At 39.5% G+C, this 17,014-nt stretch carries 9 protein-coding genes; 7 read left to right on the plus strand and 2 right to left on the minus strand.

The features are described from left to right. Positions 1-110: 110 nt before the first annotated feature. The 3 genes from BLU33_RS10370 (at position 111) to BLU33_RS10380 (ending at position 7,480) form a co-directional block, all read left to right on the plus strand. Complete coding sequence (locus BLU33_RS10370) at positions 111-2,024, plus strand: right-handed parallel beta-helix repeat-containing protein (protein ID WP_157682111.1); 1,914 nt, start codon at positions 111-113, stop codon at positions 2,022-2,024. Positions 2,025-2,070: 46 nt separating this feature from the next. Beyond that, positions 2,071-4,395 (plus strand): glycosyl hydrolase family 95 catalytic domain-containing protein, encoded by a 2,325-nt coding sequence (locus BLU33_RS10375; protein ID WP_091372052.1) that lies wholly within the window; start codon positions 2,071-2,073, stop codon positions 4,393-4,395. Positions 4,396-4,528: 133 nt separating this feature from the next. Continuing rightward, the gene (locus BLU33_RS10380) at positions 4,529-7,480 is read left to right on the plus strand and encodes a glycoside hydrolase domain-containing protein (RefSeq protein ID WP_197684590.1); all 2,952 of its coding nucleotides are present in this window, start codon (positions 4,529-4,531) and stop codon (positions 7,478-7,480) included. Positions 7,481-7,701: 221 nt separating this feature from the next. On the opposite strand, the gene BLU33_RS10385 is transcribed toward BLU33_RS10380, so the two are convergent. Next, positions 7,702-9,102 carry an aldehyde dehydrogenase family protein gene (locus BLU33_RS10385; RefSeq protein WP_091372057.1) on the minus strand — a complete coding sequence of 467 codons (1,401 nt, stop codon included), beginning with the start codon at positions 9,100-9,102 and terminating at the stop codon, positions 7,702-7,704. A 108-nt stretch (positions 9,103-9,210) separates the two neighbouring features. Between BLU33_RS10385 and BLU33_RS10390 the strand changes: the two genes are divergently transcribed. The 4 genes from BLU33_RS10390 to BLU33_RS10405 all read left to right on the plus strand — a co-directional run bounded on the left by BLU33_RS10390 (position 9,211) and on the right by BLU33_RS10405 (position 15,404). After that, entirely contained in the window at positions 9,211-10,116 is a 906-nt protein-coding gene (locus BLU33_RS10390) for a LytR/AlgR family response regulator transcription factor (protein WP_091372061.1), read from the plus strand. 97 nt (positions 10,117-10,213) lie between these two features. Beyond that, a complete protein-coding gene (locus tag BLU33_RS10395) occupies positions 10,214-12,967 on the plus strand; it encodes a TonB-dependent receptor (protein WP_091372063.1) in 2,754 nt (917 codons plus the stop codon). Positions 12,968-12,996: 29 nt separating this feature from the next. After that, positions 12,997-14,283, plus strand: coding sequence for a parallel beta-helix domain-containing protein (locus BLU33_RS10400; RefSeq protein ID WP_091372067.1), 1,287 nt, complete (start codon positions 12,997-12,999; stop codon positions 14,281-14,283). Between the two features lie 44 nt (positions 14,284-14,327). Next, positions 14,328-15,404 carry an SO2930 family diheme c-type cytochrome gene (locus BLU33_RS10405; RefSeq protein ID WP_157682112.1) on the plus strand — a complete coding sequence of 359 codons (1,077 nt, stop codon included), beginning with the start codon at positions 14,328-14,330 and terminating at the stop codon, positions 15,402-15,404. Positions 15,405-15,705: 301 nt separating this feature from the next. Here BLU33_RS10405 and BLU33_RS10410 read toward each other — a convergent pair whose 3' ends face one another. Then, a complete protein-coding gene (locus BLU33_RS10410; protein WP_091372073.1) occupies positions 15,706-16,710 on the minus strand; it encodes a proline iminopeptidase-family hydrolase in 1,005 nt (334 codons plus the stop codon). Positions 16,711-17,014: the final 304 nt, after the last annotated feature.

The following is a 17,014-nucleotide window of genomic DNA, read 5'->3' on the forward strand; positions in this document are numbered from 1 at the left end:
TTCCATTGATAGTTGCTGCTTAAAAGAATCGTCAAATGATTCTTTTAAGCAGCAACTATCAATTTTTTATCAATTGGCTCCAATTTATATCAATTGTCAATATTATATACGTGAAAAGGTTAATTATTATTTTTTATATATCGGTACTCACTTCTTCTGTTTTTGGATACGCAGGTGAAGTAAATCTTAAACAAGGCAAACAGCGAATATTTTTTACTGATTTGGCTACAAGAAGTAGAGATACGCCATCACACAATAATTTAATTAATGTAACTGACTACGGCGCAAAACCAGGAAGTTTTGAAGACGCGGTGCCTGCGATAAAAATGGCGATCGGGGCCTGTAAAGGCAACGCATCGGCTACACTGATATTCCCTAAAGGTCGTTATGATTTTTGGCCGGACAAGGCAGAAAAACGAAATTATTTCATTTCGAACACTTCCTCAGCAGCAGAATGCCCTTTAAAGCTGGAAACCATCGGACTTTTTTTCGAACAAATGAAAAATCTGACCATTGAAGGTAATGGATCAATATTTGTATTTCATGGCAAAATGACCACGTTTGCGTTGGTGCATTGCGAAAACATATGTTTGCAGAATATTAAAATGGATTTTGAACGGCCGACCATGTCTGAAATGACTTTTCGGATGGTTTCAGACAGTGTTATTGTTAGCGATATTCACCCCGATTCGAAATATACAATTGTTAATGGTCAGTTGAAATGGTATGGCGAAGGTTGGGGTCTGAAAAATTTTCATGCAATATTGGTAAACCCCGACAAAGGGACAGAATTTTATAGCTCATGGGCACCCTTTGAAAAAGCAACTGCTGTTTCAATATCTCCCAACCAGGTTCGATTTACAGGTGAATTTAAAAAATATAGTTTTCAACCCGGCCAAGTGCTCACCATTCGCGATCCCATTCGCGACCAGGTTGGCGGTTTTATTGATCTTTCGAAAAACATTACGCTTAAAAATGTTTCCATGCATTATATGCACGGGCTGGGTATTGTTAATCAATTTTCGGAAAACCTGCATTACGACAGTGTTTTTGTTATGCCGCGACCTGAAAGTGGGCGAATGATTTCTTCTTTTGCCGATTGTATGCATTTTTCGGGCTGCAAAGGTCAGATAACGATTGAAAATTGCCGGTTCAAAGGCACACACGACGACCCGATCAATGTGCATGGTACGCATCTCGAAGTTACAAAAATTATTTCACCAACGAAGCTTATAATCCGGTTTATGCATCCTCAAACGTACGGTTTTGAGGCTTTTTTTGCCGGAGACACTATTGCATTTGTGCATTCGTTAAAACTCCAAATTTTTGCTCAGGGGGTATTAACTTCTGCAAAACTCATTTCCGAAAAGGAGATAGAGGTTGAATTTGCAAGCCCAGTGCCCCCCGACCTGGTTGTTAATGATTGCCTGGAAAATCTTACATGGACACCCTCGGTTACCATACGAAACTGCCGGTTCGAAAGAATTCTTACCCGTGGTATTCTTGTTACAACCAGGGAAAAAGTTTTGATAGAAAATAATGAGTTTATTAAAGTAGGTATGAATGCCATACTCATAGCCAATGACGCTTCAAGCTGGTATGAATCAGGAGCAGTAAAAGATGTAACCATACGGAACAACATTTTTGAAGATTGTGGTTATAACTCAGCTCCGGATAACTATGCAATTGCCATTGCACCAGAGACTCATGGCTTTGTAAATATAGTACACCGTAATATTCGCATCGAAAACAATGTTTTTAAGGTGTATGATTATCCCATTTTAACCGCCCACAATACCGAAGGCCTCATCTTTAAAAACAATAAAATTATCCGTACAGATTTTATGAAACAAGGGGTGAAGCGCCCTCAGTTTAATCTGCAGGCTTGTAAGAAAGTAGAAATCAGCGATAATTCGGTTGAAGGATTTAATGATGCATCAGCACAACTCGAGCGTATGGACAAAAAGGACCTTTCAACTGATATTACTAATGTAAAAATGATTGGAACTGGTAAAAAGAAATGAGATATGTGCTATCAGTTCGATAAACAATTTAAAAAGATCCCATGTGATGCGTAAAACAAAATATTTACTTCTTCCCCTTTTCCTGATTAATACATTTTGGGTTTTTGCTCAAAAAAGCGAAATGCCTGAATTGCCGAAACCTTGTTACAACCTCGTATTACAGGCGCCCATAAATACCTGGGATGAAGCAATTCCATTAGGTAATGGTTTAATGGGTGGCCTTTTGTGGGGCGAAAACAACACTATCCGTTTGTCGTTGGACAGGGGCGACTTGTGGGATGACCGAACTAACGGACCCGCAGAATGGTGGAAAGAACATACCTATCAGAAAGGTGCTGATTTAATCGCACAAAAGAAATATGAGGTGGTGAATGAATGGTGGAACAGCCCTTACGACGGAGTTACACCGACTAAATTACCCGCAGGCCGGATAGAAATTAAACTACCTGTTTCTGAAATTGTTAAAAAGTTTGAATTAAACCTGGCTACCGCCGAAGGTATTTCCAGTTTTAATTCAGATGCGGCAATTAAAGTAATGTATAGCGCTACCCAACCAATTATTTTGGTATCCATAAAGGGAACTCTTCCCGACTCAATTAACCTGTTAAGCACTATGGATGTGTATCGCCGTAAACATTTGGGCGAAAATAGCCCAAGCAGTGGCGGGTCAATAAATAACCTGGGTTACCCGGAAGCTGAAAAAGGAAAGTCAGGAACAGCACAATGGTATATTCAGCAAGCTGCAAATGGACTGAAATACTGTGTATACCTTCAATCAAAACAAATAAATAATGAAACGCTATTGGCAATAACCATCACATCAACCAATGATGCAAGTGATTTTTTATCGTTAGCAAGTAAACGATGTGCCACTGCCTTACAAAAGGGGTATGATAATATACAGAAAACACATGTACAATGGTGGAAGAAATTCTGGGAGCAATCAAGTGTTAGCATTCCCGATACGGTCACACAAAAAGAATATGACCTGGTGCAATATTTTTACGGTGCGGCATCCCGTTCTGATACCCCTCCCATGCCGTTGCAAGGGGTGTGGACTGCTGATAATGGAACCTTACCTCCCTGGAAAGGTGATTATCACAACGACCTTAACACGCAAATGACCTACATGGCTTACCAGGAAGCAGGAAGATTTGACGAAGGCGCTTCGTATCTTAATTTTTTATGGGACAGGCGGAAAGTTTTTCAGGATTTTGCAAGAGATTTTTATGGAACAGGCGGATTGGCATGCCCGGGTGTAATGTCTTATTCGGGCCAACCTCTGGGCGGATGGGGGCAATATAGCATGTCGCCTACGATGAGCGCCTGGAGTGCCCACCTTTTTTATCTGCATTGGTTATATACAGCAGATAAAAAATTCCTGAAAGAAAAAGCTTATCCCTGGTGTTCCGGAGTAGGCGAGTGTATGTTGGGACTGTTAAAGCCAGATGAAAAGGGCATTTTGAGATTACCACTTTCATCTTCACCAGAAATTTTTGATGATAGCCCCCAAGCCTGGCTAAAACCCAATAGTAATTTTGATTTGATGTGCTTAAAAATGTTATTTCTTTCTTTGAAAGCAATGGCGACAGCAAGCAACAAGTTTGCCGAAGCAAAAAAATGGTCGGATGCAGCCTCCGCATTAGGTGATTTTCATACAAAGGCTGATGGTACACTGTTGGTTGACGCCGTTACAGAACTGCCATATAGCCACCGTCATTTGTCCAATATCATAGGGTTGTACCCATTCAATCTGGTTACAGCAGAGGGGGGAGAAAAAGATGGACAAATCATTAACGCAAGCCTTAAAAAATGGGATAGTCTGGGTACCAGTCAATGGTGTGGTTACACTTTTGCCTGGATGAGTTGTTTACAGGCAAGGGTGGGCAATTCCGAAGCTGCTGTAAAAAATTTAGATGTTTTTGTAAAAGCCTTCCTATTGCGCAATGGGTTTCATGCCAACGGTGATCAAACCAGAAGTGGCTATTCAGACTTTACTTATCGCCCATTCACACTTGAGGGAAATTTTTTAGCCTCGCAGGCAGTACAGGAAATGCTGCTACAAAGCTGGAGTCCTACACCCGGGAAGATCAACACCGGCATTATTCGTATTTTTCCTTCAATACCTAAAAAGTGGGCAAACGCTTCGTTTAATAATTTAAGAGCAGAGGGCGGGTACAAGGTTTCGGCTATCCGGAAAAACAACAAAACTACCTGGTTCAGCATCGTAGCAAGCAAAGCAGGAATTGTAAAGATTAAAGATGATTTTGATAGGCAAAAGCCAAGATGGAGTCTTCCCAACGTTCAGAAGGATAGCAATGTTTATGAAGTTAATTTGGCTAAGGGGCAAAAGGTAGAAGCCACATTTTAATCAGTGCTACTTGATTGGTTAAATAAAGTGTTAAAGCTTGCAAGTATAATCCCCCGTTTTAGCGCATATGCACTTGCAAGTTTTGTGCGAGAATAAAATAATAATATAATTTTCACCTCATTAAATAAATAGTATGATTTTCAGAAGATGGTTTATAAGCTTCTTTACAGTAATGCTTGTTGTAAAAAGCTGTTCATTATTTGCGCAGGAGATCCCATATGGCGTCCCGGTACAAGCATGGGCTGACAGTTTAGGAAATCACCGGGCAATAATCCAGGTAGATAAAAATACTGATGCTGTTGAAGTAAAGATTGAATGGCGCAGAAGGGATAACGATGCAGATAAAAAAGCTATCATTATTACAGATGAAAACGGCAAATTGGTTGATAATATTTTCAGAATAGATATCAATAGAGAGCAGGGCGATTTTGTGTTTCAACCCAATAATGGTGCAGGTAAATACTATGTGTATTACATGCCTTATAAAGGCAAAAAAAATAGTGGCTGGTGGGATGGGGATTACCTGAAAGTGGAAAATGGTCCGGATAATGACTGGGTGAAGAAACATGCACTTTCTGCATCTGCGGGTGTGCAGCATAATTTAGCGAAAGCCACGGTGATTAAAATTGAATCGCGTACTGCTTTTGATAGTTTTTACCCAATGGAGGTTTGCGCTACTGCGGCAGAGATAAAAGAACTAAATATCCAAACAACGGAAAATTACCTCCTTTTTCCGGAAGATAGGAAATATCCTATACGAATGACAACAGATCTGCCATATAGGTGGATAGAGAATAAACATACCAAAGCATTTAAAGGGCAAGCTATGCGCAATGAATATTATGCATTCCAGGTGGGGGTGTATGCGGCTAAGAAAGATTTGGAAGATGTAACTGTTTCGTATAAAGGTAGCAATAAAATTACCTGCTTTAACACTGGCGGAATTGACTACGAAGGGAAGCCGTTCACTAAAAAGGTAGATGTACAAAAGGGGAAAGTACAGGCTTTATGGTTTGGCGTAGATATTAGTAAAGACCAACAACCCGGCCCTTATTCGTTCACCGTTACCATTTCTCCAAAAAACGATCTGCCTCAAACAGTAAAAGTTACGCTTTATATTGAAGATAGAATTTCAGAGGACCGAGGGGACAGCGAACCTTGGCGTCACTCAAGGTTGCGGTGGTTAAACTCAACATTAGGCATCGATGATAAAGTTGTTGCTCCATATACACCATTGCAGGTAAAAGACAGATCCATTAGTTGTTTGATGCGGGAGGTAAAGCTTAATGAGAAGGGTTTGCCACAGGCCATCGAAGCTAATAAAAAATCCGTGCTGAGTGCAGCTATTCAATTTTTGGTTGAAACGGATAAAGGTGTTGAAGTGTTTAAGCCTTCATCCTTTAGGTATACAAAGCAAACCGGGGGAAAAGTTTCATGGGTGGCAGAAGCGGCAAATAATAGCATTTCATTAACAAGTAATGGAGCAATGGAATTTGACGGCACAATGGATTACGATATAAAGGTAAAAGCCCAAACAGGTGTACAGATCAAAGATATACGCCTTGAAATACCGATAGCAAAACAAACGGCGCAATATTTTATGGGTATGGGCCTACCGGGGACGTATTGTCCTTCATTATATAACTGGAAGTGGAAAGGCCCCCAGGATTCGTATTGGATAGGTTCGGTTGAAGCTGGCTTGCATTGCGAACTAAGGGGAGCTACTTATTCGGGCCCTATGCTTAATTTGTATCATCCTGCCCCGCCACCCAGTTGGTATAATGATAATAAAGGCGGCTTCACCATTCAGTCATCCACCAATGAGGTGCTTACCACTACCTATTCTGGGGAAAGAAAATTGAATGCCGGAGATGAAATTAATTTTCAGTTCAGACTACTGATCACTCCTGTAAAAAAGTTGAATACCGAGGATCAGTTTACCAACCGTTATTATCATAATGGAAATAAACCGGCTCCTGCACCTGACGATTTATCTTCCGGTATAAAGATAATCAATGTACACCAGGGCAACCCGATCAATCCTTATATCAATTATCCGTTTGTGGCCGTTGATAGCATGAAAAACTTTGTCGACAAATGGCGTAAAAAGGGCTTTAAAGTGAAAATTTACTATACCATTCGCGAATTAACCAACCAGGTGCCCGAAATATGGGCGTTACGCAGTTTGGGAACAGAAGTTTTAAGTCCTGGATCAGGCGGCGGCTATCCCTGGCTTCGGGAGCATTATGTCGACAATTATGATGTTCAGTGGTTTAACCCCATTAATGGTTATGAATCATGTGATGCGGCTGTACTTATGAGCGGACAATCGAGATGGAACAATTACTATATTGAAGGCTTGCGCTGGCTGGTAAAGAATGTTGATATAGATGGCTTATACCTTGATGATGTTTCATTTGACCGGGATATGCTGAAACGGATGCGAAAAGTAATGGATGAGGTAAAGCCGGGATGTTTAATTGATCTGCATTCAAATACAGGGTTCTCCAAAGGCCCGGCTAATCAGTACACGGAATATTTCCCCTATATCAACAAATTGTGGTTTGGCGAGAGTTTTCAATATGACACAATGCCGCCTGATAACTGGATGGTAGAAACTTCCGGTATTCCTTTTGGCTTAATGGGTGATATGCTGCAGGGCGGCGGTAATCCCTGGAGGGGAATGGTATATGGCATGACGGCTCGTCTTCCCTGGAGCACAGAAGGTGTTACCTGCGACCCACGTGATGTCTGGAAAATATGGGACGAATTTGGCATTAGTTCCGCCAAAATGATTGGATACTGGGAAAAGGATTGCCCGGTTAAGACAAGTAATCCAAAGGTTCTTGTTACTATCTATAAAAAAGAGGGGAGATCCCTAATCTCTGTTGCAAGCTGGGCTGATGGCCCAACTAATTTTTTATTCCAATTTGATTGGAAATCGCTGGGCGTTGATCCTGAGAAAGCGATCCTGGTAGCTCCCGAGATCAAGAATTTTCAGCATTATGCTACTTTCAATCCAGGCGATCCAATTCCGATAGAACCTAAGAAAGGGTGGCTGTTTTATATCCAGGAGAAAAAATAATAAAATACCCTGTTTCGGGCAGTTTTGAAGACTTAGTGGACATTCCAGGAGGTTTGACCACGTTGTTACGTGCGCTTTGGAGCACTGAGTTGTGTAGGTCGTTTGGAAAATCGGAATTAATAATCAATAAATTGATATGATCAAAGTGTTATGGAATTAACGGCTTGTTATTCCGGAACGAGGGGGTCAATTGCCCTGGAATATCCATTCCTTAGCACCCCCTACATCAATTTCTTCAGCATTTTTAACACCCATCCTTTATTATCATAAGGAGGATATACCATGTTGGACATGTTTATGGGCGACTGAAACAGGACGGCTCTTTCATGCGAAAATGCTTTGAATCCGAAAAAACCGTGACAACTACCTACTCCACTTTCATTTACTCCGCCAAAAGGCAGATTAGGATTAGAAATATGAATGAGTACATCATTTATGCAGGCACCACCCGAGCTGGTGCTTTTCAGCAGGCGCTTTACATTGGATTTGCTTTCGCTAAAAATGTACATGGCCAGCGGTTTGCTTTTTCCGTTGATAGCCGCTATCGTAGCTTCCAGATCATTATAGGGAATAACAGGTAATATAGGGCCAAATATCTCTTCCTGCATAATTTTACAGTCGTGTGCCAGGTTAGTCAATACTGTTGGATGAATCGTTTGATCCGACAAAACTGATGCTCCGCCCCAGGGCATATCTGCTCCTTTTTGCAGGGCATCAGCAATTAAACCCATTAGTCTGTCATAATGCCGCTGATTGATTATCTTAGCGTAAGCTGAATAATTAATTCTTTTATGTTCGTCAAAGAACATACTTATTGCTGCAGATTTATAAAGCGTTATAAATTCTTCTAGTTTAGATTGATGAATGAATATATAATCGGGAGCGATACAGGTTTGCCCCGCATTCATGAGCTTACCCCACGCAATCTTTTCTGCTGCTTTTTTAATATTCGCAGTTTCGTCAATAATGACGGGTGACTTCCCCCCCAGTTCCAGCGTAACCGAACTGAGGTGCTGAGCGGCGGCTTCCATAACCACTTTGCCTACGGCAGTACTTCCGGTAAAAAAGATATGGTTAAACGGAAGTTTTAGGAGAGCTTTGGATACAGATTCATCGCCTTCAAAACAAGCTATTTCATTTTTATCGAAAGCTTTTTCCACTATTTTGGCAATAACAGCGCCTGTTGCAATGCTATATTCAGAAGGTTTTAAAATGGCGCAGTTACCAGCAGCAATAGCCGAAACCAGGGGGCTCATTGTTAGCTGAAAAGGATAATTCCATGGTGAAATGATCAGGCAAACACCCTTTGGCTCATAGTAAATTCTGTTCCTGGCTAAAAGATTGACGATACTCTTACCTGCACGACGGGGTTTCATCCAACTATTCAAATTTTTTATAGCAAAATCTATTTCACCATACGTAAAGATGAGTTCTGTTAATGCTGATTCAAACCTGCTTTTTCTTAGATCAGCTTGTAGTGCAGCGTAAATATCTTCCTCAAGTTCTTTTATAGTAGATTTTAGCTTATTTAATTTTTTGATACGATCTTTAGCTGAACTCAACCTGAGTTTGTATTTGTTTTTTTGCTGGGCATCAAAAACCTGCACGATTGTCTGCATCATTTCATTTAGGTGTTTAAATTGGTTGCTCAAAATAATATTAATATTGCAGGTATGTTTAAATGTGTGAAAAAATACATAAATTCATCCTCTGTGTTTTAAGCGTTTGTTATGGCAACGATCAGATTTTTTACAGTTAACTCCATTTTAAAAAATGTATTAACTCATCGTTTCTCTTTACTGACTACCCGTCATGATAAAATTCTATTTGTCATAATAACTTCGGGTTTTAGTTTGCTTTTCATGGATGTTTTCATCCCTTTTAATATAAATAGTTGGTACGACTTAAGCAGGGTTTCATTATTTAATATAATCAGTGCCTTTTCCTTTTGCGGAGCTTTAACGCTTCTGTTTACTCAATTCGGACTTCGGAAATGGCTGCATATGAACCGGTTTAGTTATATGCAGTATTTTTTTTGGGCAATTGGCGAGGTTATGCTTTTATCAATAGTGATGTTAGCTATTGACTGGTTGCTGAATAAGCATCCTGTAATATCTGTAAATTATTATCTGCTTACCTTTAAATACACTTTACTTATCGCTATTGTTCCCTACGTCGTTTCCTTGTTGATCCTGTTTGCCAGGCAGAAATCTCAATTGGCCCGAAATCTTTCTAAAATGAATATGACAAAGCCGCTTTCAGCGTATTTATCAATTGAAGATGAAAATGGGAAGGTCATACTGAGCCTCCAGCTTAAGAATATCCTTTTCTTCAAATCGGAAGATAATTATGTAGATGTGCATTACTTACTTGGAGGCAAAGTAAAAAAAGAACTCATACGCACTACGTTAAAAAGAATTGAATCGAAATGTAGTTGTTCATGTTTGATCAGGGTGCATCGGTCATACACCATAAACATAGAAAATGTTTCCTCATCCCGCAAAACAACTAAGGGTTATATACTTCAATTCGACCTTTTACCGGACTTGCAGATTCCCGTATCAGCTTCACATCAAAATCAATTTGAGCAGTACCTGGTAAATACGGATATTATTTCCCCCTTCACCCCATTATAGCGGGATTTCATCCCAAAACCGGCCCGAACATATTGTATTGAAGTTCATGTGATTTATCATTGCATTCTAACCAAATGTATACCTAAATTATTTGAGCATGAAAAAAATAGTATTGGGCTGGCTTTTTTGTTGTCTTTTCCTCATTGGCAATTTACAGGCACAAGTTATGAATGGAACCATTAAAAATAATGCTACTCAAGAACCGGTATCTGCTGTATCCATCCAGATAAAAAACTCTACTGAAGGGACTTTTTCGGATGACCGCGGCAGATTTCAACTAACCACAAACAAGAAATTGCCCATAACGCTGGTTGTTTCTTCTATTGGTTTTGAAGCTAAAGAAGTACTGGTACAAAGTTTTTCTTCTCCAATAGCTATCACCATCGATCCTGCCACTATGCTGGGGCAAGAGGTAGTGGTATCTGCAAGCCGTAGAGTACAAAAGAAATTATCATCTCCTGTTACCATTGAACAACTCAGCAGTGCCGAGATCAAAAATTCACCCCAGTTAAACTATATGGATATGATTCAGGGGTTAAAAGGAGTAGACGTAACCGTATCAAGTATTGGGTTTACAAGCATAACTACCCGGGGATTTAATACCAGCGGGAATACGAATTTTACTCAAATAACAGATGGGATGGATAATCAGGCCCCCGGGCTCAACTTTCCCCTTGGATCAGCTATTAGTTTAACGCAGTTGGATGTAGATAATATAGAAGTTCTTGCCGGCGCATCATCTGCATTATATGGCTCAAGGGGGCTAAGCGGCACTATGGTTACAACAGGGAAAGATCCTTTCAAATATCAGGGCTTAAGTGTGCTGATAACGCAAGGTGTAAACCATGTCAGAAATTCCTCAAGTGATGACCCGGTAGGCCCATCGCCGTATTACGACTGGACTCTTCGATATGCCAAGAAAATAAATGAAAAGATGGCTTTCAAAATTAACGCCCAATATACGCGGGCAAATGATTGGGTGGCTACTGATTCTACCAATAAAAATGGCCCGGGGACAAAATATACCGATCCAAATTATAACGGAGCAAATTATTATGGTGGCGCAACATCTGTTGATATTACTCCTTTTCTGCAGGGGGCCTTAGCAGCTAATCCCGCATTGGCGCCTATAATAAACCCTTTGCTGGCAAAACCATACTATGTAGCACGAACCGGCTATCCCGAATATGGTTATCTGGATAATACCGCCAGTTTATTGAAAGTAAATGCTGAATTCAGGTATAAAATCACCCCGGAACTGGAGGCAATTGTATCAGGCACTTATGGTACAGGCAGCGTAGTTTATACCAATGATACCAGGTACCAGATCAAAGACTTTAAAGTTGGGCAATATCGGGCAGAACTAAAGAGTAAAAAATGGTTTATACGGGCGTATACCACCCAGGAGAACTCTGGCCAAACCCTTATTGCGGGGCCTACGGCTCAGTTAATTAATGAAGCCTGGAAACCAAGTTACGATGCCAATAACGGCACTGGCTGGTATCCGGATTACACTTCCGCCTTGCTTACAGCGCTGGCTGGCGGAGAAAATTTTAATGCTGCCAATCTTTCAGCAAGGGCAGCTGCAGATCAGGGTAGGCCAGCGTTAGGAAGTGCCTTGTTTAATCAATTAAAAAACACCATTAGCAATAAACCTATTTCTGAAGGGGGTACCTTGTTTTTAGATCGAAGCAAACTGTATAATGCGGAAGCTCAGTACAATTTTTCAGATATCGTTAAATTTATGGATGTAATAGCCGGTGTTAACTGGCGCTTATACAGCTTAAACAGTAAAAACACACTCTTTCCGGATACAAGCGGGCCCATTAATGTAAAAGAATACAGTGCTTATATTCAAATGTCGAAGAAAGTGGCACATGATAAATTAAGCCTCACTACATCATTCAGGGAAGATAAAAACACGCTGTTTGCTTCTCCTAAAATTACATCCAGGGCCTCTGCAGTTTATGAGGTATTCAGCGATAATTTTATCAGGTTTTCTTATCAGAATGCCTATAGTTTTCCCTCAAATATACAGGCTTTGCAAAATACACTTAATGGCTATAATAGTTATTCCTCAGGCGGTTCTTCTTACTTGCTAAATGGTATTTATCATTTTAATAAATATGCTCCCTATACCCTTGAAAGTGTACAGGCATATCAGCAATCTGGCAATGCATCAGTACTACAGAAGTTTGAATATACCGACATTAAACCACAATCAGTAAATGCCTTCGAGCTGGGATATGCTGCCCTTATAGCAAAAACATTTGAAGTGGATGTGCTGGGATACTATTCTACGTGGAAGAATTTTATAGGTTATGCAAATGTTGCCAATACACCAGGTACAAATGATGTTACAGCATTCAAGGATCAAAGTACCTATGTTCAGTATAATATTGCCTTTAACGGCTCACAAATGGTAAACACTTACGGTTATGCGGCTAGTGTAAACATTGATCTGTCTCATAATTTCCTTGCCAAGATTAATTACTATTCAGATTTTATAAATAACAAAAACAGCACCCAGATCAATAATTTCAATACGCCGCATTATCATGTCAATATGGAGTTTGGCAACAGTGGCTTCGGCAAAAAGCAAGTATGGTCGTTTAGCACTGATTTACGTTACAAACCCGGATATTTCTATGTAGTGTCTGGTGGTTTAGCTGCTGGCAACGTTCCGAGTTCTGCTGTAATTGACGCCCAGGTAAGTTATAAATTGATCAAAACTCATTCAGCCATAAGATTGGGCAGTACTAACCTTACCAATAAGTACTACTCAACAGGGATAGCCAATCCCAATATCGGAGCGGTGTATTACATTACTTACGCTTATAATATTCTATAAAAATTTAACCTAATAAACACTGATAATTTATGAAACATCTATTTTCACCTATTTTTCTTATAATGCTAATTGTAACTACTTTACAATTCTCTTGCAAAAATCAATCTGATAATAAAGACGAATATAAAACAACGCTGAGTTTTAAGCCCGGCGACGAGAGTAAAATTATTGAAGCATTTTTATCGATAAAAGATAGTACTCGTATTTTACTAAAACAGGGGGTCTATAAATTCGATAATTTAAGTATCGCTCAAGTGAACCATATTCAAATACAAGGCGATGGATATGATAAAACTATTCTTGATTTTAAACAGCAAAGCGAGGGGGGAGAAGGAATACGGGTAACCGATGTAAAGCATTTTGTAATTGATGGCATGACCATCCGGGATTCAAAAGGCGATCTGCTTAAGATTGCCAGGAGCCGGGATGTAACCATTTCCAACCTTCATGCCGTGTGGAGTAAAGCCGATTCTACCAGTGGCGGATATGCCATTTATCCCGTGATGTGCAAAAAAGTTTTAATAGAAAACTGCTATGCAGAGGGATCTTCAGATGCAGGTATTTATGTGGGGCAAACAGATAGCGCAATTGTGCGGACATGTAAGGCTACTAAAAATGTGGCTGGCTGCGAAATTGAAAACACATCGAACGCACAAGTTTATGGTAATGAGTTTCATGATAATACCGCAGGGTTTCTCGTTTTTGACTTGCCTGGTCTCTCAAAAAGAGGTGGACATGTAAAGGCTCATAATAATAATATTCATGACAATAACTGCAGGAATTTTGCGAAATCCGGGAGCTTCGGCACTTCATGGGGCGTAGGTAATGCCTCTCCGGGTACAGGAGTCATTATTCTGGCGGCTTCCAACATCGAGATCTATAACAACAGCATCGTAAACAACAACTCATCAGCTATAACCATTGCCTCGGGGTTTGCTGTTGATACCAAAGCGGCAGAAAAAATAAATGCCAATTATTTTCCTATTTCAAAAAATATAAGCATTCATGATAATGAAATAAAAATGGGTCCTGTTTTTCCTGAGCCGGCTTATGAACATCATATAGGAAAGTTGTTGATAGCAGTGGAAAAGCAATTAAATGTGATCGATCCCTCAAGAAAAAATAAGCGCATCCCATTTATTATGTATGATGGTATTTCAAGCAACGTATTAACAAAGAATACAACTGCAAATCCTGATTCAATATGTATAAAGCAAACAGGGGATAATGTATTTGTGAATGCTGACTTTTTTAATATTATGAACCCGAAAAAATGGCAGCCAAATACAAACATGGCAGCATATACCTGCAAGTAATCATTTTTAATTTAGAAATAATCATTTTAATTATACCGTATCAAATGCGTAAGACTTATCTCGTTGGTAGTTTACTCCTTTTTACTGCTTTATTGTGGATAATAAGTGAACTGAGTTGTAAAAATAAATTACCTAAAAATTCACAGGTAACCGGAAAAGAAGATTTCCAATTTAAAGACAAGCTTTCTGAGTACGGGTTTTTTAAGAATAAACTTAATGCACTCGACCCTAATGAGGGTGTTTTGCCTTATGAATTAAATACGCCGCTATTTACTGACTATGCCGTTAAAAACCGGTTTATTGTTTTACCTAAAGGGACAGCTATGAAATACATTTCTGAAGGTGTCCCCGATTTTCCTGATTCAACCATCATCATTAAAAATTTCGCCTACATAAATGTTGAACATAAAAAGGTAATGATTGAGACCCGGTTATTGGTAAAAAACCCAAAAGATAAAACCTGGAAGGTGATGGACTATCTTTGGAATAAGGAACAAACGGATGCCGTTAAATACATTATAGGTGCAAAAATTCCGATCACGCTACTGGATAATGACAACAATAAAATAGCTACCCTTTACCAGGTACCAAATACAAATGACTGCAAAAGGTGCCATGCTAATAATGATGTGCTAACGCCGATTGGCCCCAAAGTCCGGAATTTAAATCTTACCGTTGCCGGGCAAAATGTGAACCAATTGCTGCAGTGGGCAAAAAAAGGAATATTATGTGGGCTGCCCGAGATTAGCAAGGTAAAACAATTGCCTAATTGGGCGGATAGTAAGCATTTTAGTCTGGAACAGCGCGCAAGGGCTTATCTGGATGTAAACTGTGCACATTGTCATACTAAAGGAGGGGATGCTTATAATACAGGGCTTTTTCTTGAATATCAGCAAACAGATCCTAATCACCTGGGGATAAAAAAGTCGCCGGTTTCGGCTGGGGGAGGGGCCGGCGGACTTAACTATGATATTGTGCCGGGTGATGCAGCACATTCTATATTGGTTTACAGAATGAACAGTGTAGAGCCGGGAACTGTAATGCCAGAACTTGCTCGTACCGTTATCCATAAGGAAGGCGTAAAATTAATCAGGGAATGGATAAATAAGTTAGGCAAATAACCTTAATTTATCAGTGTTTTATTGAAGGCGTAGCTTAATCTTTCTTATCTATATAAAGCTGCGGATTTTCCCGCGGGGGGCTCTTCGAGAGATCCTGCTGGAACTGATATAAACTAAAATTATTCAGGTAAGTCCTATTGTATACTCAAAGCATTATATTTTCGGGGTTAAATGCTGGCTCTTTTATTGCCTTGATTATAGGTAAAATATCTTCAAGGTGTTCAAGTATAGTCCCATGGTGCACAAGAATATAATTGATTCGACAATTCTTTTCAATTAGCAGCCGATATTTATTGGTTAACTATTTAATGCTTCTGTTATTTTTTTTTATAAATTTTATTATCCCTGGGAAATACATTTCAGGGTTATCAGAGAAACACATGTGTGCGGCATCTGGTACTACATACCATTGTGCGTTGGGAAATTTTACACTTAAAGCCTTTACCTGTTCGCTGCTTATAATAAAATCGTATTGCCCTGTAATAAGCAATACCGGAACTTTTACCTGTGGAACCATTGCCATATAATCTAACGAAAAGGTTGAAGGCCCAATTTTTCGGGCTGTTTCATAATTCTTATGCGCTTTTGTCCTCATGAGATAGTCCGGCAGCGTATCTAATCTTACTACAAAATTTCTTTCAAATGTGCTGTCAAATGCCTTTTGATAGCGGTTGGTGTCGTAGTTTATGCCTTTAACCTTATTTTGAATTATACCATGATATTGCTTCAATTCATCTAATAAATCATCGGTTTGTTTACTTGCCAGTGTATATCGCTCACCAAAATCCCTTTGAGATGGGTTCATGTCTGAAAATATCATTCCTTCAACATTATCCTGGTATCTATAAGTATAAGCCAGCGCCAACAATGCGCCATACGAATGACCGTATATAAAAAACCTATCAAGCCCCAATCCTTTTCGAACCTGTTCAACTTCGTTGACATAGCGGGAAACTTTCCAGATAGAAGTATCATTCAATTGTTCTTTTGTTGGATCCTGCGAAAAGTAGGATCCAAACTGGTCATAATAGTAAATGGTTATACCATGTTTGGGCAGGTATTTTGCAAATATTTCAAAATTCTCGTGCGTGATAGCCGGTCCGCCATGCAGCAATAAGACGTTAATTTTACCGTCACCGATTTTTTGCGTCCACACCCAAAACTTACCGTCAATCAAAATTTTCTTAACACCCGGTGCATTTTCTTTTTTATAATAAGTGCTATCCTTTTGCTGGCATTTGCCAGTTAGAGGTGTCGAAAAAAGGCTGAATAACAAAATGTAAACTAAGATTTTGGCTTTCATCATGTAAATTTTTATTATGACCAATAAAACGTCAGGCAGGTTACAGTCCCTGAATATTTTCTGCAGAAAGTTGATTCCGGTATTTTTATATCTCCAGTTTCTTAAAACGTGCTATTTTAGAGTGATATTGGTATAAAGATGCCATGTGGTGCACGAAACTGCTTCTAAGTGTATGTGTATTGTTTTTTACTTTTGCGTCACTTCATCACTTAGGATAAATATATACTAGCCAAGCTAAAGGATGTTTTTATTGTTCATCCGGCATCTCAGACAATCTGATATAGTTTGTATCAGATTAGATACCAAT

Origin of the sequence: Mucilaginibacter mallensis, from assembly GCF_900105165.1 — a bacterium.
Lineage (GTDB): Bacteria > Bacteroidota > Bacteroidia > Sphingobacteriales > Sphingobacteriaceae > Mucilaginibacter > Mucilaginibacter mallensis.